The 21,850-nt window shown below is 71.7% G+C and carries 23 protein-coding genes and 1 pseudogene; 11 read left to right on the top strand and 13 right to left on the bottom strand.

All coding sequences use genetic code 11. The features are described from left to right. Positions 1-79: 79 nt before the first annotated feature. Positions 80-580, bottom strand: a complete 501-nt coding sequence (locus tag AC5L35_RS12720; protein ID WP_495059774.1) for a MarR family winged helix-turn-helix transcriptional regulator — start codon at positions 578-580, stop codon at positions 80-82. A gap of 88 nt (positions 581-668) precedes the next feature. Between AC5L35_RS12720 and AC5L35_RS12715 the strand changes: the two genes are divergently transcribed. After that, on the top strand, positions 669-1,229 hold the full coding sequence (locus AC5L35_RS12715) for a YceI family protein (RefSeq protein WP_495059773.1): 561 nt from the start codon (positions 669-671) through the stop codon (positions 1,227-1,229). 74 nt (positions 1,230-1,303) lie between these two features. Continuing rightward, positions 1,304-2,056 (top strand): DUF6597 domain-containing transcriptional factor, encoded by a 753-nt coding sequence (locus AC5L35_RS12710; RefSeq protein WP_495059772.1) that lies wholly within the window; start codon positions 1,304-1,306, stop codon positions 2,054-2,056. Here the strand turns inward: AC5L35_RS12710 and AC5L35_RS12705 are convergent. The 4 genes from AC5L35_RS12705 to AC5L35_RS12690 form a co-directional block, all read right to left on the bottom strand. Then, positions 1,996-2,394 (bottom strand): VOC family protein, encoded by a 399-nt coding sequence (locus AC5L35_RS12705; RefSeq protein WP_495059771.1) that lies wholly within the window; start codon positions 2,392-2,394, stop codon positions 1,996-1,998. The two genes, AC5L35_RS12710 and AC5L35_RS12705, sit on opposite strands and share 61 nt — an antisense overlap. A 455-nt stretch (positions 2,395-2,849) precedes the next feature. Next, on the bottom strand, positions 2,850-3,242 hold the full coding sequence (locus tag AC5L35_RS12700) for a YchJ family protein (RefSeq protein WP_495059770.1): 393 nt from the start codon (positions 3,240-3,242) through the stop codon (positions 2,850-2,852). A gap of 104 nt (positions 3,243-3,346) precedes the next feature. Continuing rightward, the gene (gene arc, locus AC5L35_RS12695) at positions 3,347-5,161 is read right to left on the bottom strand and encodes a proteasome ATPase (RefSeq protein WP_495059769.1); all 1,815 of its coding nucleotides are present in this window, start codon (positions 5,159-5,161) and stop codon (positions 3,347-3,349) included. Between the two features lie 160 nt (positions 5,162-5,321). After that, complete coding sequence (locus tag AC5L35_RS12690) at positions 5,322-6,200, bottom strand: tRNA (adenine-N1)-methyltransferase (protein WP_495059768.1); 879 nt, start codon at positions 6,198-6,200, stop codon at positions 5,322-5,324. Between the two features lie 282 nt (positions 6,201-6,482). On the opposite strand from AC5L35_RS12690, the gene AC5L35_RS12685 reads away from it, so the two are divergent. From AC5L35_RS12685 to AC5L35_RS12675, 3 genes and pseudogenes are all read left to right on the top strand, one after another. After that, entirely contained in the window at positions 6,483-7,334 is an 852-nt protein-coding gene (locus AC5L35_RS12685; RefSeq protein ID WP_495059855.1) for a RecB family exonuclease, read from the top strand. 15 nt (positions 7,335-7,349) lie between these two features. After that, positions 7,350-7,655, top strand: a pseudogene (locus AC5L35_RS12680) (acyl-CoA thioesterase domain-containing protein); the annotation flags it as partial. 128 nt (positions 7,656-7,783) lie between these two features. After that, complete coding sequence (locus tag AC5L35_RS12675; RefSeq protein WP_495059767.1) at positions 7,784-8,185, top strand: thioesterase family protein; 402 nt, start codon at positions 7,784-7,786, stop codon at positions 8,183-8,185. Positions 8,186-8,194: 9 nt separating this feature from the next. On the opposite strand, the gene hisG is transcribed toward AC5L35_RS12675, so the two are convergent. From hisG to metH, 4 genes are all read right to left on the bottom strand, one after another. Then, positions 8,195-9,106, bottom strand: coding sequence for an ATP phosphoribosyltransferase (gene hisG / locus AC5L35_RS12670; protein WP_495059766.1), 912 nt, complete (start codon positions 9,104-9,106; stop codon positions 8,195-8,197). Positions 9,107-9,136: 30 nt separating this feature from the next. Continuing rightward, positions 9,137-9,400 (bottom strand): phosphoribosyl-ATP diphosphatase, encoded by a 264-nt coding sequence (locus AC5L35_RS12665; protein ID WP_169400281.1) that lies wholly within the window; start codon positions 9,398-9,400, stop codon positions 9,137-9,139. A 214-nt stretch (positions 9,401-9,614) separates the two neighbouring features. Then, entirely contained in the window at positions 9,615-10,322 is a 708-nt protein-coding gene (locus AC5L35_RS12660) for an HAD family hydrolase (protein ID WP_495059765.1), read from the bottom strand. A gap of 40 nt (positions 10,323-10,362) precedes the next feature. Then, complete coding sequence (gene metH / locus AC5L35_RS12655; RefSeq protein WP_495059854.1) at positions 10,363-13,899, bottom strand: methionine synthase; 3,537 nt, start codon at positions 13,897-13,899, stop codon at positions 10,363-10,365. A gap of 117 nt (positions 13,900-14,016) precedes the next feature. Between metH and AC5L35_RS12650 the strand changes: the two genes are divergently transcribed. Beyond that, entirely contained in the window at positions 14,017-14,901 is an 885-nt protein-coding gene (locus tag AC5L35_RS12650) for a PAC2 family protein (RefSeq protein WP_495059764.1), read from the top strand. Beyond that, positions 14,898-16,058 (top strand): MFS transporter, encoded by a 1,161-nt coding sequence (locus AC5L35_RS12645; RefSeq protein ID WP_495059853.1) that lies wholly within the window; start codon positions 14,898-14,900, stop codon positions 16,056-16,058. Before AC5L35_RS12650 ends, AC5L35_RS12645 begins: the two co-directional genes overlap by 4 nt. A 47-nt stretch (positions 16,059-16,105) precedes the next feature. Here AC5L35_RS12645 and AC5L35_RS12640 read toward each other — a convergent pair whose 3' ends face one another. Next, positions 16,106-16,504, bottom strand: a complete 399-nt coding sequence (locus AC5L35_RS12640; protein WP_495059763.1) for a hypothetical protein — start codon at positions 16,502-16,504, stop codon at positions 16,106-16,108. Position 16,505: 1 nt separating this feature from the next. Beyond that, a complete protein-coding gene (locus tag AC5L35_RS12635; RefSeq protein ID WP_495059762.1) occupies positions 16,506-16,871 on the bottom strand; it encodes a DUF2237 family protein in 366 nt (121 codons plus the stop codon). A gap of 35 nt (positions 16,872-16,906) precedes the next feature. On the opposite strand from AC5L35_RS12635, the gene AC5L35_RS12630 reads away from it, so the two are divergent. Next, complete coding sequence (locus AC5L35_RS12630) at positions 16,907-17,059, top strand: hypothetical protein (protein WP_495059761.1); 153 nt, start codon at positions 16,907-16,909, stop codon at positions 17,057-17,059. Between the two features lie 27 nt (positions 17,060-17,086). On the opposite strand, the gene mshC is transcribed toward AC5L35_RS12630, so the two are convergent. Continuing rightward, positions 17,087-18,325: a cysteine--1-D-myo-inosityl 2-amino-2-deoxy-alpha-D-glucopyranoside ligase gene (gene mshC, locus AC5L35_RS12625; RefSeq protein ID WP_495059760.1), complete on the bottom strand. Its 1,239-nt coding sequence runs from the start codon at positions 18,323-18,325 to the stop codon at positions 17,087-17,089. Between the two features lie 53 nt (positions 18,326-18,378). Continuing rightward, entirely contained in the window at positions 18,379-18,546 is a 168-nt protein-coding gene (locus tag AC5L35_RS12620; RefSeq protein ID WP_495059759.1) for a hypothetical protein, read from the bottom strand. Positions 18,547-18,631: 85 nt separating this feature from the next. Here AC5L35_RS12620 and AC5L35_RS12615 point away from each other — a divergent pair, with 85 nt between their 5' ends. From AC5L35_RS12615 to AC5L35_RS12605, 3 genes are read left to right on the top strand one after another with little or no spacing between them, the layout of a single operon-like run. Further along, on the top strand, positions 18,632-19,546 hold the full coding sequence (locus tag AC5L35_RS12615; protein WP_495059758.1) for an N-acetylglucosamine kinase: 915 nt from the start codon (positions 18,632-18,634) through the stop codon (positions 19,544-19,546). Between the two features lie 5 nt (positions 19,547-19,551). After that, a complete protein-coding gene (locus AC5L35_RS12610) occupies positions 19,552-20,610 on the top strand; it encodes an SIS domain-containing protein (RefSeq protein ID WP_495059852.1) in 1,059 nt (352 codons plus the stop codon). Continuing rightward, positions 20,607-21,794, top strand: coding sequence for an N-acetylglucosamine-6-phosphate deacetylase (locus tag AC5L35_RS12605; RefSeq protein ID WP_495059757.1), 1,188 nt, complete (start codon positions 20,607-20,609; stop codon positions 21,792-21,794). Before AC5L35_RS12610 ends, AC5L35_RS12605 begins: the two co-directional genes overlap by 4 nt. Positions 21,795-21,850 lie beyond the last annotated feature (56 nt).

Genomic DNA, 21,850 nt, shown 5'->3' with positions numbered 1-21,850 from the left:
CGGATCCGGGCAAGGAACCTCGTTACCACGACACCAGGAGCGCAACTGCCCGCGGCGCACAGCCGGCACCCATGAACCGTTACTCGGCGTCGTCGTAGCGGTCCTCCGAGGCCGGCCAGACCGGCGCGTCGGCCAGGTTCGCGACGAGGGTGTCGCTGACCTCGTGCAGCGCGCGGAGCTGCTCGGCACTGAGTACGTCGAACATCGCCCCGCGCACGGTCTCGACGTGGCCGGGGGCAATGGCCTCGAGGTGGGCGAGTCCCTCGTCGGTGAGCTCGGCGACCGCTCCCCTCCGGTCGTCGGGGCACGGTCGGCGCCGCACCCAGCCCGACTCCTCGAGACGCGCAACGGCGTGCGAGAGTCTGCTGCGCGAGGACATCGCCGAGGTGGCGAGCTTGCTCATCCGCATCGCGTGCCCCGGCGCTTCGGAGAGCCGCACCAGGATCTCGTAGTAGGCGTGCGGCAGCCCTGCATCCTGCTGGAGCTGCCGCTCGATCCGGTCGAAGACCAGTCGACAGGAGGTGAGGTAGCTGCGCCACGCGCGCTGCTCCTCGTCGTCGAGCCACCGTGTGTCAGGCACCACACCTCCGGAATAGATCGACCCCGACGTTGTTCAATGTACTACAGCTCTCAAGTAATGAGGGTTCAACACACTCACGGAGGTTGACATGTCCTCGACCGCAGTCCAGATCCCCGGTTACGTCGCCGGTACGTGGGAGATCGACCCGGTACATTCCGACGTCTCCTTCTCGGTCCGCCACATGATGGTCAGCAAGGTACGCGGTCGCTTCACAACCTTCTCGGGCGAGATTGTGACCAGCGAGAACATCACGGACTCGACGGTGAACGCCACCATCGCGGCCGACTCGATCGACACCGGCCAGGAGCAGCGAGACACCCACATCCGCTCCAACGACTTCTTCGACGTCGAGAACCACCCCCAGTGGAGCTTCCGCTCCACCGGCGCCCGCGCCAAGGGCGACGACCTCGTGGTCGAGGGCGAGCTGACGATCAAGGGTGTGACGCGGCCGGTCTCCCTCGCCCTCGAGCTCAACGGCTTCGGGCCCGACGCGTACGGCGGCTACCGGGCCGGCTTCTCGGCCAGCACCACCATCGACCGCAACGACTTCGGCGTCGACGTCAAGCTCCCCATGGACGGCGGCGGCGTGGTCGTCGGAGACAAGGTGCAGATCAACCTCGAGATCGAGGGCGTGCTCCGCCAGAGCTGAGCACGGCACGCGGACCTCGGATCGCCGGGGTGAGGAGCGGGGGGCTTGTCGGGGGTCAGGGCTACGGTCACCGTGTGGCCTACCGCGAGCACCCGACCCCGCCCGCTCTGCGGGGGCAGGTCGAGTGCGGCTGGAGCGTCCGCAACGCCGTCGGCTCCCCGGCCCAGGTGCAGCACGTGCTGCCCGACGGCTGCATGGACCTGGTCTGGATGGGCGGTGAGCTGGTCGTCGCCGGCCCCGACACGGAGCCCCACCCCGTGCGGCGGCAGCCCGGCACGGCCAGCGCCGGGCTCCGCTTCGTACCCGGCATGCTGCCCGCGCTGCTCGGCGTCCCCGCCTCCGCTCTGCGCGACCAGCGCGTCCCGCTGGCTGAGCTGCACCCGGCCCTCGCCCGCCGCGCCTCGGCACGGCTGGAGCCGGGTGCCACCCCCGCCGCGATCCTGACCGTCCTCGGTCACGTCGCCGCCGCCCTGCCCGGCCCGCAGGCCGAACCGGGGCTGCGGGCCGTGGCCGCACATCTCGGCACCGGCGCATCCGCTGGGGAGACCGCCCAGCGGGTGGGCTGGACCGACCGTTCCCTGCACCGCCGCTGTCTCGCCGCGTTCGGGTACGGCCCGGCCGTGCTGCGTCGCGTCCTGCGCTTCCGTCGGGCGGCCGACCTCCTCCATGCGGGCGTACCGATCGCGGAGGCCGCGGCCCGGGCCGGATACGCCGACCAGCCGCACCTCTCCCGGGAGGTGCGGCTGTTCGCAGGTGTTGCTCCCCGTCAGCTCGCCGGGGCGAACAGGTCCACCCCGTTGCCGTCCGGGTCGTTCACCACGGCGTAGCGCTGGCCCCAGAACGCGTCGAACGGCGCCAGCTCACCGACGTAACCCGCACCGGTGAGCTCGGCATAGGCGGCGTCCACGGCAGCGGCATCCGGTAAGGCGAACGCGAGCCCCACCCGGCCCGCTCCGGGCGTCGGTTTCCAGTCGGGGTGGAACGAGCGGATCGTCTCCTCGCTGTCGAACGCCAGGCGCAGCCCACCGGCCACCGCCACCTCCACGTGCGGCTGGTCGTCGGCCTCGGCGGGTATCGACAGGCCGAGTGCCCGGTAGAACCTCAGCGCCTCGGCCATGTCGGCCACCACCAGCCCCACCACGTCCAGCCGTGCTTCGATCGTCATGGCGGGCACCGTAGGGCCGCGGCGCGTCCGGAGTCGTGAACGAATCGGACGCCACGCCGGCGGCGCGGACAGCCCCGCGAGTCGCCGATTTCGGGGGCGCGAGTCGCCCGATCGCGCTCGTCCGAGGACGCGAACCGCACGCGAGGGCCCTGCCCAGGTCGCTGGGGTGCGATTCGAGACGCTCACGCCCCCGCCCGTCACATGGACACATGACGCGGTCTGGATGCGCCCGCGAACCGCGATGTGCGTCCATGTCGCGCTTCGGGATCTGCCGGCGCGGGATGGGCATCCGGGGCCGGCCGCGGTCGCCCACGCGGACCGGGCGACTCGCGCACGCAAAATGAGCGACTCGCGCACGCGAAATGAGCGACTCGCGCACTAAATCCGGGCGACTCGCGCACTAAATCCGGGCGACTCGCGCACCAAATCCGGGCGACTCGCGGGCGGGGGCGCGGTCAGGCGGGGCCTACGTAGCTCCAGCGGCCGTCATCGCGCACGAACCGGCTGTTCTCGTGCACCACGTCGGGGCGGTCGCGGTTGGTGCGGTGGGCGCGGAACTCCACCGTGCCCGTCGACTCCAGCAGCCCACCGCCGCTTCCTCCGATCACCTCCAGGCCGGTCCAGCGGTCGTCGGGGTCGAGACTGCGGTGGCGGGGGCGGGTGCTGGGGTGCCAGGTCTCCAGGAGGTATGCCTCGTCGCCGACGGCGAAGGCCGCGTACCGGGAGCGCATCAGCAACTCGGCGGTGGGGGCGGCCGAGCCGCGGTGGAACCGCCCGCAACACGCGTCATAGGGCTGCGGGAGCCCACACGGGCACGCCTCAGCCTTCCGGAGCCGTACTGCTGTCATGCGTCCGTCTCTACAGCACTACGGCTCCACAACTCCTCCGGGGCCCGGATACGGCTGCGGCCCGGTCCCCGAGGGGGACCGGGCCGCAGCCGTCGTGCGTGGGCCTACAGGTACTGGCCGGTGTTCGACGCGGTGTCGATCGCGCGGCCCGTCTCGGCGTTCTTGCCGGTGACGAGGGTGCGGATGTAGACGATCCGCTCCCCCTTCTTGCCGGAGATGCGCGCCCAGTCGTCGGGGTTGGTGGTGTTGGGCAGGTCCTCGTTCTCGGCGAACTCGTCGACGATGGCGTCCAGCAGGTGCTGCACGCGCAGACCGGGCTGGCCGGTCTCGAGCACCGACTTGATCGCCGACTTCTTCGACCGGTCGACGATGTTCTGGATCATGGCGCCGGAGTTGAAGTCCTTGAAGTACAAGGTCTCCTTGTCACCGTTGGCGTAGGTGACCTCCAGGAACCGGTTCTCCTCGGTCTCGTCGTACATCCGCTCGACCACCCGCTGGATCATCGCGTCGATGCAGGCCTTGCGGTTGCCTGCGAACTCGGCGATGTCGTCGGTGTGGATCGGCAGCGTCTCGGTGAGGTACTTCGAGAAGATGTCCTGCGCCGCCTCGGCGTCCGGCCGCTCGATCTTGATCTTCACGTCGAGCCTGCCGGGACGCAGGATCGCCGGGTCGATCATGTCCTCGCGGTTGGAGGCGCCGATGACGATGACGTTCTCCAGGCCCTCGACGCCGTCGATCTCCGCGAGAAGCTGCGGCACGATCGTGGTCTCCACGTCGGAGGACACGCCCGAGCCACGGGTGCGGAAGATCGAGTCCATCTCGTCGAAGAACACGATGACCGGGGTGCCGGCCGAGGCCTTCTCCCGAGCCCGCTGGAAGATCAGCCGGATGTGCCGCTCGGTCTCGCCGACGAACTTGTTGAGCAGCTCGGGGCCCTTGATGTTGAGGAAGAACGCCCTGCCCTCGTCGGGGTTGTCGCCGCGGACGGCGGCCACCTTCTTGGCCAGCGAGTTGGCCACCGCCTTGGCGATGAGCGTCTTGCCGCAGCCGGGAGGGCCGTAGAGCAGCACGCCCTTCGGCGGCCGCAGCTCGTACTCCTTGAACAGCTCTGCGTGCAGGAACGGCAGCTCCACCGCGTCGCGGATCTGCTCGATCTGCCGGAACAGGCCGCCGATGTCGGAGTAGTCGACGTCGGGCACCTCCTCCAGCACGAGGTCCTCCACCTCGGCCTTGGGCACCCGCTCGTAGGCGTAGCCGGCCTTGGTGTCGACGAGCAGCGAGTCGCCGGGCTTGAGCGGCACGGCCTCCGGGTTGTCGGCGCCCACGATCAACGGGGCCGCCAACCAGACCACCCGCTCCTCGTCGGCGTGGCCGACGACGAGCGCACGACCGGCGAGGCCGTCGGCTGTGGGTTCGGAGAGCACCTCGCGCAGGGCGCACACCTCACCGATGCGCTCGTAGTCGCCTGCCTCGACGACGGTGAGAGCCTCGTTGAGGCGGACGGTCTGCCCGCTGTTCAGGTCCGCGGTGGAGACCGCGGGAGACACAGCGACACGCATCCTGCGCCCGGAGGTGAAGACGTCGACCGTCTCGTCCGGGAACCGGGCCAGGAAGACGCCGTAACCGCTCGGCGGCTGCGCGAGGCGGTCGACCTCCTCGCGCAGGGCGACGAGCTGCCCGCGCGCTTCCTTGAGGGTTTCGGTGAGCTTCTCGTTGCGAGCGGACAGCTGCGCGAGCCGGCTGGCCGACTCGGCGAGCCGCTGCTCGAGCACCCGCGCATGGCGTGGGGACTCGGTGAGCTTGCGGCGCAGCAGAGCCACTTCCTCCTCGAGAAAGCGGATCTGCGCCCGAGCTTCCGCGGGGCTGAGCTCCCCGCTGCCGCCTGGGTCACGACTGCCGGGACCGTCGTAGGGGTTCACGGCAACCTCCCTCCGTGTTCCGTTTCCATACGGTACCTGCGAACGGGCGTTGTGGTCCTGCGACGAACCGGTGATCCACCCCTCAACCGGACGGCACCTTGACGGTGAGGCTTCATCCTGTTCCGTGATCGGCGACGGCCCTCGGCTGCTCCGGTCGGTCTCAGCGGCTCGTCGGTCTGCGCTGCGGACGCGGTGGAACGACCCCTTCGGCCAGTCGGCGGGCCGTCACCAGGAACGCTGTGTGACCTTGCATGCGGTGGTCGGGCCGGACCGCGAGACCCACCACGTGCCAGGGCCTGACCAGGCATTCCCATGCCTGCGGCTCCGTCCAGCACTGCTGCTCGCGCAGGTCCTCCACGAGCCTCGACAGCTGCGTCGTGGTGGCCACGTAACCCACCAGGACACCGCCGGGAATCAGCGCTTTCGCCACCGTTTCCAGCTGTTCCCATGGCGCCAACATGTCCAGAATCGCACGATCGACCGGTTCGGCGTCGCCGTCGTGAGTATGAAGGTCAGCGAGCTTCAAGGACCAGTTGGGTGGCGAATCGCCAAAGAAAAGTCGAACGTTCCGTTCGGCGTGTTCGGCGTGGTCCGCCCGGATCTCGTAGGAGATCACCCGTCCCTGTGGTCCGACGGCCTGCAGCAGCGAGCACGTGAGCGCCCCTGAGCCCGCCCCGGCCTCCAGTACCCGCGCGCCGGGGAAGATGTCGCCCCACATCAGGATCTGCGCGGCGTCCTTCGGGTAGATGACCTGCGCGCCGCGGGGCATCGAGAGCACGTAGTCGGCGAGCCGCGGCCGCAGCGCGAGGTAGGGCGTGCCGACCGGCGAGATGACCACGCTGCCCTCGGGCTTGCCGATCAGGTCGTCGTGGGCGAGACCGCCGCGGTGGGTGTGGTACTGCCCTCCGGTCTCCAGGGTGAGGGTGTAGTGACGACCCTTCGGGTCGGTCAGCTGCACGCGGTCGCCGGGACGGAAGGGACCGCCCCGCGGGGTGACAACGGGGGGCGCATCAGCGAGCGGCGGCAGCGGTTGGGACACGGAGCAACGCTAAAGGGTGCGCTTTCCGGGTGCCGCAGCGCCCGGCGGCGCACACCGGTTGGCCACGGCACACATCACCGGACGTGTGCACGGTGGCCACCAGGTGTGTGCGCCCGCGGCGTGTCCCGCGGCCACGGGGACGGTCGCCCGGAAGTGTCAGGGTCGTCCCCTACGCTCCGGAGCGTGACGGACACTTCCGGCGAGAGCCACGGGCTCGGCACGACCACCGCCGGCTCCGCCACCTTCGACGCGTCCACCCCCACCCCGGCCGCCGAGTCCTCGGTGCGCCCGAGGCGCCGACCGGCGCTGTCCCCGTCGCGGGCGGGCGACTTCAAGCAGTGCCCGCTGCTCTACCGGTTCCGGGCGATCGACCGGCTGCCGGAGCGGCCCAGCCGGGCGCAGATCCGTGGCACGGTCGTGCACGTGGTCCTGGAGCGGCTCTACGACCGGCCCGCCGCGCAACGGTCCCTCCCGGTTGCCCGGGAGCTGGTGGGGCCGGCGTGGGAGGAGCTGTGCACGCAGGAGCCGGAGCTCGTGAACCAGCTGTTCGAGGGTCCCGAGGATCCGGAGCTGCCGTCCTGGCTCGAGTCCATCGGGCCGCTCCTGGAGGCGTACTTCCAGCTGGAGGACCCTCGCAGGCTGGAGCCCGAGGCGCGTGAGCTGCTGGTGGAGACGGAACTGGAGTCCGGCCTGCCGCTGCGTGGCTACATCGACCGGCTCGACGTCGCCCCCACCGGGCAGATGCGCGTGGTCGACTACAAGACGGGGCCGGCGCCCCGGCCGGTGGCCGAGGCGCGGGCGCTGTTCCAGATGAAGTTCTACGCACTGGCCCTGCTGCACCTGCGCGGTGTGGTGCCCGCCCAGCTCCGGCTGATGTACCTGGCCGACACCGAGTGGCTCACCTACGAGCCCGACGAGGTCGAGCTCCGTCGCTTCGAGCGCACGCTCGACGCCATCTGGCAGGCCATCCTCACCGCGGGCGAGTCCGGCGACTTCCGGCCCAACCCCAGCAGGCTCTGCGAGTGGTGCAGCCACAAGGCGCTGTGCCCGGCATGGGACGGCACCCCGCCGGCGTACCCGGGCTGGCCCGCCGACGTCAGCGCCGACGAGACACCCATGGAACGCGCCGGCTGAGCACCAGCCGGCCGGGTGCGCTGCCCGCCGGGGCATCCTCGGGGGGTGCCAGCTGATGTCATTCCGCTCGAACCGTTCTACCTGCCCCTCGACGGCCCCGAGGGCGAGCGGTTCCACGCCACGCTCTCCACCACGGGCCCGTGGTTCGCCGACGCCCAACACGTCGGGCCACCATCGGCGCTGCTGGCGCGGGCACTGGAACGGAGCGACACCGGGCACGGCAAGCAGCTGTCGCGGATCACGGTGGAGGTCCTCGGCCCGGTGCCGGCCGGGGAGGTGCAGGTCCGCGCGGGGGTGGAACGACCGGGACGATCGGTCGAGCTCCTCACCGCCGAGATGACAGCAGGCGGGCGTGCCGTGCTCAGGGCCCGGGCCTGGCGGCTGACGGTCGGCGACACCCGGGCCGTCGCCACCGGCCAGGTCGACGCGCTAACGCCCCCGAGCAGGGCGTGCACCGCCCGGAGCGGCCGCCGGGATGGCTCCCGGGCTTCCTCGACGCCGTGGAGTGGCACTGGCTGCAGGGATGGTTCGGCGAGCCGGGCCCCGGCACGGCCTGGGGACGGCTGCGCGTTCCCCTCGTGGAGGGCGAGGTGCCCAGCCCCCTGCAGCGGCTGCTCGTGGTGGCCGACACCGGCAACGGCGCGGCCGCGCCACTGGACCTGCGGCACTGGCTGTTCGTGAACACCGAGCTCACGGTGCACCTGCACCGGCCGCCGGTCGGCGAGTGGATGGCCGTGGCCGCCGGCACGGTGGTCGGACCGACAGGGATGGGCACGGTGTCCGGTCTGCTGTTCGACGAGCAGGGCCACACCGGCCGCTCCACGCAGAGCGTGGTGGTGCGGCCTCGCTGACCGCCGAACTCAGGCGGTGTGGCCGTTGAGGCCGGTGCCGTCCACCGCCCGGCAGGACCGGATCTCCGAGGTCAGGATCGCGCGCACGCCGAGCGAGGCCAGGTCGTCCATCACCTTGTTGGCCGTGGTCCTGCGCACCATCGACCGGACGCCGTACCAGTTCGGTTGCGACAGCGGCGACACCGTGGGCGCCTGCATGCCAGGCGTGATGCGCTTGGCCTCTTCGAGCACAGCGGCCGGGCAGTCGTAGTCGAGCATCAGGTACTGCCGTGCGTAGACGACGCCCTGCAGGCGCGCGGTGAACACGCCCTTGGCCGCCTTGACCTCGACGGTCTCCTCGCGGTCCGGACGCGGCTCCCGCTCGATGAGCGTGGCCTGGGACTCCGCGATCGCGTTGCCGAACGGCTTGAGGCCGTGCTGGCGCAGCGTGCGCCCGGAGGAGACGACGTCGGCGATCGCGTCGGCCAGCCCGAGCTGGACCGAGATCTCCACGGCCCCGTCGAGCTTGATGATGTCGGCGCGGACGCGGTTGCGCGCCAGGTGGGCACGAACCAGCCGGGGGTAGGACGTGGCGATCTTCTTGCCCTCGAGGTCCTCGAGCTTCCACTCCCCGCCGTGCTCGGAGTGTTCCGGAGCGGCGAACCGGAACTTCGACGCGCCGAAGCCGAGCTCGATGACCCGCTTCACCTGGCTGCCCGACTCGTCCATGAGGTCGGCGCCCGTGATGCCCAGGTGCAGATCGCCGGACCCGACGTAGGTGGCGATGTCCTTGGGCCGCAGGTAGAAGAACTCGATCTCGTTCTCCTCGTCGAGCATGCTGAGGTCACGCGAGTCCGATCGCTGCCGATAACCGGCCTCACGCATCATCGTGGCGGCGGGCTCGGCCAACGTTCCCTTGTTGGGAAGTGCGACGCGGAGCATGAGAGGTCTCCTAGTGCCTTGCTGTGATTCTTACAGGAACTTGTAAACGTCCTCGAGCGAAATCTTGCGCCCGATCATGAGGACCTGGATGCGGTAGAGCAGTTGGGAGATCTCCTCGGCCAACGCGTCGTCGGCCTCGTGTTCGGCGGCCAGCCACACCTCGCCGGCTTCCTCGAGCAGTTTCTTGCCCTGCTCGTGCACGCCGGCGTCGAGTGCGGCGACAGTGCCCGAGCCCTCCGCTCGCGTGGCGGCCTTCTCGGTCAGCTCGACGAACAAACCGTCGAAGGTCTTCACGTCGGGTTACTCCTCACAACATCAGTGTCATACGTCTGGGGGTTTCGACGCGAACGGCCGCACCGGGCCTGCTGCGCCCGGTACACGTGAAGCGCCGGATGGTTCGGTGAACGGTCAGTTTGCGCATTATGCGGGCGCCGAGCGGGTCGGCTAACGGCGCCCTTATGAAGTTCAGCGGTCAGGTGTCCGATCGGTACCTTGCGCATCCGGCCCGCTAGGCCACGCGATCGGCGCGTACACGAGCGTAGGCGTCCCGCACGTCATTCGCCGTGAGTCCGACCAGTGAGCGACGATGAACACGTCCCGGACCTGCCGGAACAGCCACCTCACACGGCACAACGAGCACGGCGGCACCCGCCTTCTCCGCCGCGGTGGACCCGGTCGGCGAGTCCTCCACCGCCACGCACTCCTCGGCCGACACGCCGAGCAGCTCCGCCGCCCGCAGGTACGGGTCGGGCGCCGGTTTACCGTGTGGCACCTCGTCACCACACACCGTGACGGTGAAGTGCTCGCGGCCGATGGTCTCCAGCGCCAGCTCGGTGAGCGCCCGCTCCGTGTTGGTCACGAGCGCGGTGGGCCAGCCCGCCGCGCGGACCATCCGCAGCGCCTCGAGCGCGCCGGGACGCCACTCCAGCCCCGCCGCGAACAGCTCGCCGGTGCGCTCGGTCATCCACTTCTCGGCCTGCTCCATCCGCACCGGATCGCGGTCGAGCCCCAGGTCCTCGAACATGAGCACCAGCGTGCGGGCCATGTTCGACCCGATCATGTCCTCCCGGGCCTGCCGGCTCAGCTCCCCGCCGAGCCAGCGCGCCGTCTCCGCGAGCGAGATGCTCCAGACCTTCTCCGAGTCGACCAGCGTGCCGTCCATGTCCCACAGAACGGCCGCAGGGAGCCCGTCGGCATTGATATTCGGACCCGACAAGCGATCCTCAGCGTTGATATTCGGACCCGACAAGCGATCCTCAGCCCGCATTGAAGTACTTCGCCTCCGGGTGATGCGCCACCATGGCGTCGGTGGACTGCTCGGGATGCAGCTGCAGCTCCTCCGAGAGCTCCACGCCGATCCGTCCGGGCTGCAGCAGCTCCACGATCTTGGTGCGGTCCTCGAGATTGGGGCACGCGCCGTAGCCGAGTGAGTAGCGGGCTCCCCGGTAGCCGAGCTTGAAGAACTCCTCCACGTCGGCAGGGTCCTCCGCCGCCACGGCACCACCGGCCGGGAAGGTGAGCTCCTCCCGGATCCGCCGGTGCCAGTACTCGGCCAGCGCCTCGGTGAGCTGCACCCCCAGGCCGTGGACCTCGAGGTAGTCGCGGTAGGCGTCCTTCGCGAAGAGCTCGTTGGCGTAGTCGGCGATGGGCTGGCCCATCGTCACCAGGTGCAGCGGCAGCACGTCCACCTCGCCGCGTTCGACGGCCAGGGTGCGGGGCCGCCAGAAGTCGGCCAGGCACAGGTGGCGGTCGCGGCGCTGGCGCGGGAACTCCAGCCGGAACCGCTCCGCGGCGTCGGGACGAGGCTCGTCGAGCACCAGCAGGGCGTCCTTCTCCGACACCGCGGGGAAGTACCCGTAGACGACGGCGGCGTGGGCGAGCACGCCCTCCGTGGAGAGCCGCTCCAGCCAGTACCGCAGCCGTGGCCGGCCCTCGGTCTCCACCAGCTCCTCGTAGCTCGGGCCCGAGCCGCTCTTCGTGCCCCGCAGGCCCCACTGACCCAGGAACAGCGCGCGCTCGTCGACCATCCCCGAGTACTCGGCCAGCGAGATCCCCTTGACCACGCGGGTGCCCCAGAACGGCGGCGTGGGCAGCGGGTTGTCGACCGTGACGTCGGAGCGTTCCGGCTGCGGGCCCGCGACCTCGGCCTCCGCCGCCTTGCGCTTGGCCGCCACCCGCTGCGAACGCTCGTGGCGGGCCTTGCGCTCGGCCTGCTTGGCCTCTTCCTCCGGGTCGACCTCCGGCAGCTCGCCGCGCAGGCGCGCCATCGTCGCGTCCATCACCCGCAGGCCCTCGAAGGCGTCGCGGGCGTAGGTGACCCGGCCCTCGTACACCTCGGACAGGTCGTTCTCTACATAGAGGCGCGTGAGAGCGGCGCCACCCAGCAGCACCGGGAGCTTCTTCGCGACCCCCCGCGAGTTCATCTCCTGGAGATTCTCCTTCATGATCACCGTGGACTTGACCAGCAGTCCCGACATCCCGACGGCGTTCGCCCGGTGCTCTTCCGCAGCACTCAGGATCGTCGAGATGGGCTGCTTGATGCCCAGGTTGACCACGTTGTAGCCGTTGTTGGTGAGGATGATGTCCACGAGGTTCTTGCCGATGTCGTGGACGTCGCCCTTGACCGTGGCCAGCACGATGGTGCCCTTGCCCTGGTCGTCCTCGGCCTTCTCCATGTGCGGCTCGAGGAACGCCACGGCCGTCTTCATCACCTCAGCGCTGGCCAGCACGAACGGCAGCTGCATCTGGCCGGAGCCGAACAGCTCACCGACGGTCTTCATCCCTGAGAGAAGCGTGTCGTTGATGATCTCCAGGGCGGGCCGCTCCAGCAGCGCCTCGGTGAGGTCGTTCTCCAGGCCCTCGCGCTCGCCGTCGACGATGCGTCGCTCCAGCCGCTCGAACAGCGGCAGCCCGGCCAGCTCGTCGGCCCGACTCGCCCGCGCCGAGGACGCCGACACGCCCTCGAACAGCTCCATGAAGCGGTTGAGGGGGTCGTATCCCTCCCGGCGCCGGTCGTAGACCAGATCCAGGGCAACGGATCGCTGCTCGTCGTCGATCTTGGCCATCGGCAGGATCTTGGCGGCCGACACGATCGCCGTGTCCAGGCCGGCGTTCACGCACTCGTGCAGGAAGACCGAGTTGAGCACCTGGCGCGCGGCGGCGTTGAGCCCGAAGGACACGTTGGAGATACCGAGCGTGGTCTGCACGTCGGGATAGCGGCGCTTGAGCTCGCGGATGGCCTCGATGGTCTCCAGGGCGTCGCGGCGCACCTCCTCCTGCCCGGTGGTGATCGGGAAGGTCAGGGTGTCGACGACGATGTCCTCGACGTGCATGCCGTGGTTGGTGGTGAGGTCGCGGATGAGCCGGTCGGCCACCCGAACCTTCCACTCGGCGGTGCGGGCCTGACCCTCCTCGTCGATGCACAGCGCGACGACCGCGCAGCCGTGCTCGCGCACCAGTTCCATCGCGCGCTGGAAGCGGGAGCCGGGGCCGTCGCCGTCCTCGTAGTTGACGGAGTTGACGATCGAGCGGCCGCCGAGGCGCTCCAGCCCGGCGCGCAGCACTTCGGGCTCGGTGGAGTCGAGCATCACCGGCAGGGTCGACGCGGTGGCCAGCCGCCCGGCCAACTCCGCCATGTCGGCCACACCGTCGCGGCCCACGTAGTCGATGCACAGGTCGATCAGGTGCGCGCCCTCGCGGGTCTGGTCGCGGGCGATCCCGACGCAGGCCTCCCAGTCCTGGGCGAGCATCGCGTCGCGGAACTTCTTCGAGCCGTTGGCGTTGGTGCGCTCGCCGATCATCAGTACCGAGGTGTCCTGCCGGAACGGCACCGAGGCATACAGCGAGCTCAGGCCCGGCTCGGGGCGCGGGTGGCGCTGCAGCGGGGCCAGGGTGCGCACGGCCTCGGCCACGGCGCTGACGTGGGCCGGAGTGGTGCCACAGCAGCCGCCGACCAGCCGGAGACCGTAGTCGCGGACGAAGGTGGCGAGCGCCTCGGCCAGCCCGTCAGCGTCGAGGGGGTACTCGGCGCCGTTCGGGCCCAGCACCGGCAAGCCCGCGTTGGGCATGACCGACAGCGGAATGCGGGCGTGCTTGGAGAGGGTGCGCAGGTGCTCGCTCATCTCGGCGGGGCCGGTGGAGCAGTTGAGCCCGATGAGGTCGATCCCCAGCGGCTCCAGTGCGGTGAGCGCGGCGCCGATCTCGGAGCCGAGCAGCATCGTGCCGGTGGTCTCCATCGCGACCTGCGTGATGATCGGGATGCGCCGGCCCTCGTCGGCCATGGCCTGCTTCATGCCCAGCACGGCGGCCTTGACCTGCAGCAGGTCCTGGCAGGTCTCGATCACGATGGCGTCGGAACCGCCGGTGAGCAGGCCGCGGCCGCACTCGGCGTAGGCATCGCGCAGGCTGGCGAACGAGGCGTGGCCGAGTGTCGGCAGCTTGGTGCCCGGGCCGACGGACCCGAGGACGTACCGCGGGCGGTCGACCGTCGACATCTCGTCGGCGACCTCGCGGGCCAGCCGCGCGCCCTTCTCCGCGAGTTCGCGGATCCGGTGGGGGATGTCGTAGTCGGCGAGGTTGGGGAGGTTGGCCCCGAACGTGTTGGTCTCGACGGCATCGGCGCCCGCTTCGAAGTACGCGCGGTGGATGTTGCGGACGACGTCGGGCCGGGTGTCGTTGAGTACCTCGTTGCAGCCCTCGAGGCCGTCGAAGTCGTCGAGCGTGAGGTCGGCGGCCTGCAGCATGGTGCCCATCGCACCGTCGGCGATCACCACCCGCTCCGACAGCGTGTCCATCAATGTGGTGTCGAAGGCAGGTGGTGGCTGGGTGCGGGTGTCGGGCTGCACACTGACACGTTAGCCGCCCGGGGGAGGCGGCCATCGCGCTGCGGCCTGCCGCCGTAGGCTGGGCGGATGACCGATCGCGAGCCGGAAACCGGAGCGGAGAACGAACTGCCCCGCCTCGTCGACCCGGTGATGATCGCCGCGTTCGAGGGTTGGAACGACGCCGGGGAGGCTGCCAGCACCGCACTGGAGCACCTGGAACTGAGCTGGGACGCCGAGCCTCTGCTCTCGATCGATCCAGAGGAGTACTACGACTTCCAGGTCACGAGGCCGCACGTGCGGCACTCCGGGGGGGTCACCCGCAAGATCGAGTGGCAGACCACCCGGCTCTCCGTGGCCACCCTCCCGGGCACCGAGCGGCACGTCGTCCTCGTCAACGGGATCGAGCCCAACCTGCGCTGGCGGGCCTTCTGCGCCGAGCTCCTCGGCTACGTGGAGAAGCTCGGTGTGACGAAGGTCATCACTCTCGGCGCTCTGCTCACCGACACGCCGCACACCCGGCCCACCCCCGTCAGCGGGATCTCCTACGACGTGTCCTCCGCCGGTGAGCTCCAGGTGGAGCCGTCGAGCTACCAGGGACCCACCGGGATCGTGGGCGTGTTCCAGAACGCGTGCGTCGAGGCGGGCATCCCCGCGGTCTCGTTCTGGGCCGCTGTCCCGCACTACGTGTCGCAGGCTCGCGTGCCCAAGGCCGCCGTCGCGCTGCTGCACCGGGTCGAGGAGCTGCTCGACGTCGAGGTGCCCCTCGGCGGCCTCCCGGAGCAGGCCGAGGAGTGGGAGCGCACGGTGTCGGAGATGGCCGAGGCCGACGACGAGGTGCGCGAGTACGTCCGCCAGCTCGAGGAGCAGGCCGAGGCGGACGCCGACGTGCTTCCCGAGGCCGACGGTGACGCCATTGCCGCCGACTTCGAGCGCTACCTGCGCCGTCGCGGCACCGGGGGCTCGGGCAACTGACGAAGGCGCGCTCCCCCGGAGCGCCCACCCGCGAGGCCCTGGCCAGGGCCGGCCTCTACGCGGGAGCGCTCCTGGGCCCGTTCGGTGGCGGTATCACCGTCGCGATGTTGCCCGAGCTCGGCGCGTCGTTCGGCGTCTCGCCGGCCACCGCGTCGTTGTCGATCACCGCCTACACGGCGCCCTTCGCGGCCGTGATGCTCGTGTCGGGCACGTTCGGTGAGCGCTGGGGCCGGCGCCGCACCGTCATCGTCGCCTACGTGGCGTACCTGCTCGCCTCCGTGGCCTGCCTGCTCGCCACGACGCTGCCGCTGTTCCTCGCCGCCCGCGCGCTGCAAGGAGCCGCCAACGCGTTCACCACCCCCCTGCTGCTGGCCGCGCTCGCCGCCGCGGCGCCTCCGCAACGGCTCGGCCGGGTGCTCGGCTGGTTCGGCTCCATGCAGGCGGCGGGCCAGACCACGGCGCCCCTGGTCGGCGGGCTCGCGGCCGAGGTGGACTGGCGGTTCGCGTTCGCGGGTGTCGCGGCGGTGGCCGCGGTGCTGGCCGCCACCGGCATCCCCGCCGAGGGGGCCGCCGCGCCGGCGCGCGAGCGCCCCTCCCTGCGCACCGCCTGGCAGCCCGTGGTCCTGCGCGCCGGGCTGGTGGCGGCGGTCGGGTGGGGATGCCTCGCCGGGTTGAACTTCCTCGTCGCACTGCGGCTCGAGGAGGAGTTCGGCGTCAGCGCGGGGGCGCGGGGCCTGCTGCTCACCGGGCTCGGGGTGGCCGGGCTGCTCACCGCTCGGCTCGTCGGTGGCGGGGTCGACCGGATCGGCGCCCGGCGCAGCGTCCTGCTCGGAGCCGCCATCGGCGTGCTCGTCGTCCTCGGGGTCGGTCTGGTGCCGGTGCTGTGGCTGGTCGGTGCCATCTGGGCGCTCGGAGGCGTGGCCACCCAGCTCGTGCTCGTCGGCGTCAACGCGATGGTGCTCGGGTCGGTCGACCAGAACCCGGGAGGCGCCATGTCCGTGGTGCAGGCGGTGCGGTTCAGCGGCGCCGCACTGACCCCGGTGGCGATCACGCCCATCTACCACGCCGAGCCGGTGGCAGGGTTCATCCTGCCGGCCGTCCTGCTCGCGGTGGCGGTGCCGGCGATGCTCCCGCGCCCGCCACGCCCCTCCCCCTGACCACACCCGCCCGCGCCCGTGGGTGGGTGGGTGGGTGGGTGGGTGGGTCAGGTGCTCAGTGTCGCGAGGAGGGCCCGGGCGTAGGCGCGTTCGGCGTCCACGTCGAGGTGGCGCTCCTCGCCGCCGGCCCCCGTGATCACTACGGCGAACCCGTCGCCGATCGGTTCAAGACGACGGAAGCGGGGGCCGAGGGCGGCGCGCAGCTGGCCTTCCGACGGCAGCCACACCACGGCGTCCTGCTCGACGCTGTCCAGCGCCCATTCGGTGGTGCCGTTGAAGCGCAGCAGGCGTCCGGTGGGGGCGTCGTGCACGTCGATCGTGAGCTCGCTGACGACGAAGACGTCCGCATCCATGTCGCGGCCGGGGATCACGAACCGGTCGCGCGATGCCGGGGTCCATTCGAGTCCTGCGGCGCGCAGCCGCAGCGCCAGGTCGATCGTGATCATCTCAGCCGGCGGTGGCGGCGTGCCGGCGTAGGTCGGCGAGGTCGACCCAGTCGAGGGTGCGGACGTGGGTGGCCTCCAGCACCACCGGGGGTGCGACGCCCGCGGCGAGCGCCTCGGCCCAGCGGTCGGCGCAGAGACACCAGCGGTCGCCGGGCCGCAGCCCGGCGAAGCCGTACTCGGGGCGCGGTGTGGACAGGTCGTTGCCCTGCTCGGCGCTGAACCGGAGGAACTCCTCGGTGACCATGGCACAGACCGTGTGCACGCCCGCGTCGTCGGACGCGGCCTCGCAGCAGCCGGTGCGGGTGAAACCGGTCATCGGGTCGGTTCCGCACGTCTGCAGCTCGCCGCCCAGCACGTTGCCCGCCATGTGCCCCACTCAACCAGAACGGGTAGCCCGATGGCATGACGCAATCGCCCCAACCTGACCCGGAGCCTCCTCGTCCGCCGGGGGTGCCGGAGCGCGACCTCGACGTCCCGATCGACGCCGAGGACGCGCAGGTGCCGGACGACGATGACGTCCAGCCCGACGCGGGCGCCGTCGAGCCGCCGGACTGACCCGTGGCCCCCGCCGGTCCGGAGTGCCTACAGCGCGATTCCGAGCAGCGCGTCGAGCGCGGTGCGGACGAGAGCCGGGGCGTCCGGGTCGGTGCCCCGGCGTTCCAGCGCCTCCGCGGCCCACCCGTCGACGGCGGCGAGCGCCGCGGGGGTGTCCAGGTCGTCGGCGAGGTGGGTGCGCAGCCGCTGTACCAGGTCGTCCGCGGAGGGACCGGCGTCGAGCGCGACCGCCTCCCGCCAGCGCGCGAGCCGCTGCTGCGCCTGCGTGAGCAGCTCGTCGGTCCACGGCCGGTCCTCGCGGTAGTGGCCGGCGAGCAGCCCCAGCCGGATGGCGTTGGGGTCGACGCCCTGGGAGCGCAGCTTGGAGACGAACACCAGGTTGCCGCGCGACTTGGACATCTTCTCGCCGTCGAGCCCGATCATCCCGGTGTGCGTGTAGTGCCGGGCGAAGGGATGCTCGCCGGTGAACGCCTCGGCGTGGGCGGCCCCGAACTCGTGGTGGGGGAAGATCAGGTCGGAGCCGCCACCGTTGAGGTCGATCTGCGTGCCGAGCCGGTTGAGCGCGATCGCGGCGCACTCGACGTGCCAGCCGGGGCGCCCGGCGCCGAGGTCGGACGGCCAGGACGGCTCGTCAGGACGGGCCATCCGCCACAGGAGGGCGTCGGTGGGGTGGCGCTTGCCGGGCCGGTCGGGGTCGCCGCCACGCTCGCGGGACAGCTCGATCATCTTCTGCTCGTCGTAGTGGGACTCGTAGCCGAAGTGGCCGGTGACGGAGCTGTCGAAGTAGACGTCGGGGTACTCGGGGTCGTCGATGCGGTAGGCCGCCCCGGAGGCGAGCAGCTTGCCGACGAGCTCGGCGATCTCCCCCATCGCCTCGACCGCGCCGATGTAGTGCTGCGGCGCCAGCACCCGCAGCGCCTCCATGTCCTCACGGAACAGCGCCGTCTCGCGCATTCCCAGCACGACCCAGTCGTCGTGGTCGCGGGCGGCCCGCTCCAGCAGCGGGTCGTCGATGTCGGTGACGTTCTGGACGTAGTTGACGTCGTGCCCGAGATCGCGCCAGAGGCGGTTGACCAGGTCGAACGCCAGGTAGGTCGCGGCGTGGCCGAGGTGGGTGGCGTCGTAAGGCGTGATCCCGCAGACGTACATCGTGGCCGTGGGTCCGGGCGCGGTCGGCCGTACGCGACCGGTGGCGGTGTCGTACAGGCGAAGCGGCGGACCACCGCCGGGGAGCTGCGGGACATCGACGGTCGCCCAGGTTTGCATGCCGAACAACTTACGCGTTCAAGACGGGCAGATCGCCAGATTCGTCGTGGGCCTCACTGCCACGGGTCCCGCAGCCTGGCCTCGATGTCGCGCAGGTGGCGCCGGGCGCAGCCCGGGCAGAGCCAGCGCACCCGCCCGTCCAGGTCGCGCTCGTGGACCCACGTCAGTGCGGAGGCGTCGGCGCCGTCACGGACGGCGCCGCAGTGGCGGCAGGTGGGCACGTGCACAGCATGCCCGCTTGCTCCTGACGACGTCCTCTGTCAACCTGAGCCAAGTTGTCTAGACCAAACATCTAGTCGGGTAGGGATGCAGTTGCGGACCGTCATCGGTATCGACATCGGTGGCTCCAAGACCCACGGCCTCCGGTCGGTGGACGGGGTTCCGGACGCCGAGGCCGTCGCCGGGAGCGCCAACATCGCCGCGGTCGGCGTCGCCGAGGCGGGCCGCCAGCTCGAGGCGCTGCTCACCCGGCTCGGCGCCACCGGCGTGGACGCCGTCTGCGTGGGTGCGGCCGGGGCCGACGGGCCGGCGTCGGTGGGCACTCTGGAACGGCTGCTCGCCCAGCACGCGCCCGGGGCCAGGGTGTTCGTCGTGCACGACGCGCGGCTCCTCCTGGCCGCCGCCGGTCTCGACACCGGGGTCGCCCTGATCTCCGGGACCGGCTCGGTGGCGTGGGGCACGCGTGCCGACGGCACCGAGGCGCGCGCCGGCGGGTGGGGCCACCTCCTCGGTGACGAGGGCAGCGGCTACCGCATCGCCCTCGACGCGGTGCGCCACACGCTGGACCGGATGGACGCCGGCGAACCGCCCGACCCGCTCAGCCGGGCGTTGCTCGCCGGTTGCGGCCTCGCCGACCGCGAGCAGCTGATCGACCACGTCTACACCACGCAGGACCGCCGGTACTGGGCCGAGCGCGCCGGCGTCGTCGTCGAGCTGGCCGGAGACGGTGACGTCGCGGCCACCGCCGTCCTCGACGCGGCCGCCGACGCGCTGGCCGCACTGGCCACGCGGGTGCTCGGTCGCCTCGGCGGCCACGAGCCGGTGGTGCTCGGGGGCGGTCTCGCGGTGCACCAGCCGCTACTGCAGCAGGCGGTGCGCCACCGGCTGCCAGGGGTCGAGGTCCACGTGCTCACCGAGGCACCTGTCGCCGGTGCCGTCCGGCTGGCCGAGGCGTTCCTCGACCAGCCCGTCGCAACGAGTGTCTCCGAGCAGCAGGCGTGACCGCCGTGGCGTCACACCAGCCCGGCCGCCTGATGGCGGCGGAGATCGCCGAGCAGCCCGCGGTCTGGCGGCGGTTGCTCGCCGACGGGCCCGCCGCCGGTCTGGACGCCGCGGCCGCCCAGATCCGCCGGCGGGCGCCGCGCACCGTCCTCTTCGTGGCCCGCGGCACCAGCGACCACGCCGCGCTGTACGCGAAGTACCTGGCGGAGATCCGGCTGGGCCTGCCCGCCGGCCTGGTCTCCCCCTCCACGATGACGGCCTACGGGGCCCGGCCCGATCTGCGCGACGTGCTGATGATCGGCATCAGCCAGTCGGGCGGCTCGCCCGACCTCGTCCGGTCGCTGGAGGTGGCGCGAGCCCAGGGCGCGCTGACGGTGGCGGTCACCAACAACGCCGACTCCGTGCTCGCCCGCGCCGCCCACGCCCACGTCGACGTACTCGCAGGCGCGGAACGCTCCGTGGCCGCCACCAAGTCCTACACCGCCCAGCTGCTCGCGCTGTACCTGCTGCTCGACCGCGTGCTCGACGGCAACGGCGCGGGCACCGCCGCCGCCGAGGCCCTGCCCGACCTCGGCGACGCCCTGCTGGCCCGCGACGCGGAGATCGCCGCGATCGCGCAGCGCTACCGGTTCGCCCAGCGGATGATCACCACCGGCCGCGGCTACTCCTACCCCACCGCGCGGGAGGCCGCGCTGAAGCTGATGGAGACCGCCTACGTCTCGGCCCAGGCGTTCTCCGGTGCCGACCTGCTGCACGGCCCGCTCGCCCTCGTCGACCCGCAGGTGCCGGTGCTCGCCGTGGTGAACGACGGCGTCGGCGGCACGGCGATGGAGGACGTGCTGCCCCGGCTGGCCGAGCGCAGGGCCGATGTGTGCTGCGTGGGACACCCGGCCGCCGTGGCGCGGGCGGCAGTCGGGTTCTCGCTCCCGACCGGCGTGCCCGAGGCGCTCTCCCCGCTGCTGGAGATCATCCCGTTCCAGCTGCTCGCCCGCCACGTGGCCGTCGACCGCGGCGAGGACCCGGACGCTCCCCGCGGCCTCAGCAAGATCACGGAGACGTTGTGACCCCAGGTACCGCGACGACGGGTACCGCCACCCTGCTCCTGACGGCCGACACGGTGGTCACCCCCGCCGCGGTCGGACCGGGATGGGTCGAGGTGGCAGGCGACCGCATCGCCGGCGCCGGCGCCGGCGCACCACCGCGTCCGGCCGACGTCGATCTCGGCGACTCCGTGCTCGTGCCCGGGTTCGTCGACATGCACGTCCACGGCGGAGCGGGAGCGGCGTTCCCCGACGGGGACCCCGACCAGGCGGTGCACGCGGTGCGCTTCCACCGGGCACACGGGACCACGACGATGATGGCGAGCCTGGTCGCGGCCGCACCCGCCGACCTGCTCCGGGCCGTCGACGCCCTCTCCGGCCTCGTCGCCGACGGCGAGCTCGCCGGGGTGCACCTGGAGGGCCCGTGGCTGGCCGGGGCCCGGTGCGGTGCCCACGACCCGCTGCAGCTGCGTGACCCCGACCCGGCCGAGCTGGAGCGGCTGCTGCGGGCCGGTCACGGGGCCGTGCGCATGGTGACGCTGGCCCCGGAGCGGGCAGGCGGCCTGGACGCCGTCCGCCGGATCGTCGACGCCGGGGCGATCGCCGCACTCGGCCACACCGACGCGACCTACGCCCTCACACGCTCGGCGGTGGCCGCGGGCGCGCGCGTCGGAACGCACCTGTTCAACGCGATGGCGCCGGTGCACCACCGCGAGCCGGGACCGGCGGTGGCCCTGCTGGAGGACTCCCGGGTGACCGTCGAGCTGGTGACCGACGGGCTGCACGTCCACCCGGCCCTCTGGGAGCACGTGCTGCGCAGCACCGGTGGCGGGCGCGTGGCGGCCGTGACGGACGCGATGGCGGCCGCCGGGATGCCGGACGGCCAGTACCACCTCGGCGCGTTGCGGGTGACCGTGACCGACCGGGTGGCGCGGGTGGCCGACACCGGCACGATCGCCGGCAGTACCGCCACCACCGACGCGCTGTTCGCCAACGTCGTGCGGCACGCGGCGCTGCCGCGCGAGGAGGCGCTGGCGCGGGCGGTGGCGATGACGGCGGGCACACCGGCGCAGGCGCTGGGGCTGGCCGACGTCGGGGCGATCGAGGCCGGGCGCCGGGCCGACCTCGTGGTGCTCGACCCGGACCTGCGCGTGCGCGAGGTCTACCGGGCCGGGGTGCGCCTCACACCCGTCCCGCTCGCGGGCTGACCGGGGGCAGGACGCCACCCCCTCCCCGTTGCAGCAAAGCCACGTTGCTGCAACGA

This window comes from Pseudonocardia sp. OZ21 (assembly GCF_059359135.1).
This window is presented reverse-complemented; position numbering and strand designations above follow the sequence as displayed.

Bases quoted from the DNA above. Each gene is read 5' to 3' on its own strand.
- AC5L35_RS12650 (WP_495059764.1), top strand. From the start codon at position 14,017: ATGACCGATCGCGAGCCGGAAACCGGAGCGGAGAACGAACTGCCCCGC.
- hisG (WP_495059766.1), bottom strand. From the start codon at position 9,106: ATGCTCCGCGTCGCACTTCCCAACAAGGGAACGTTGGCCGAGCCCGCC.
- mshC (WP_495059760.1), bottom strand. From the start codon at position 18,325: ATGCAAACCTGGGCGACCGTCGATGTCCCGCAGCTCCCCGGCGGTGGT.
- metH (WP_495059854.1), bottom strand. From the start codon at position 13,899: ATGGACACGCTGTCGGAGCGGGTGGTGATCGCCGACGGTGCGATGGGC.
- AC5L35_RS12635 (WP_495059762.1), bottom strand. From the start codon at position 16,871: ATGGCGGGCAACGTGCTGGGCGGCGAGCTGCAGACGTGCGGAACCGAC.
- AC5L35_RS12615 (WP_495059758.1), top strand. From the start codon at position 18,632: ATGCAGTTGCGGACCGTCATCGGTATCGACATCGGTGGCTCCAAGACC.
- AC5L35_RS12700 (WP_495059770.1), bottom strand. From the start codon at position 3,242: ATGACAGCAGTACGGCTCCGGAAGGCTGAGGCGTGCCCGTGTGGGCTC.
- AC5L35_RS12630 (WP_495059761.1), top strand. From the start codon at position 16,907: ATGACGCAATCGCCCCAACCTGACCCGGAGCCTCCTCGTCCGCCGGGG.
- AC5L35_RS12715 (WP_495059773.1), top strand. From the start codon at position 669: ATGTCCTCGACCGCAGTCCAGATCCCCGGTTACGTCGCCGGTACGTGG.
- AC5L35_RS12640 (WP_495059763.1), bottom strand. From the start codon at position 16,504: ATGATCACGATCGACCTGGCGCTGCGGCTGCGCGCCGCAGGACTCGAA.
- AC5L35_RS12705 (WP_495059771.1), bottom strand. From the start codon at position 2,394: ATGACGATCGAAGCACGGCTGGACGTGGTGGGGCTGGTGGTGGCCGAC.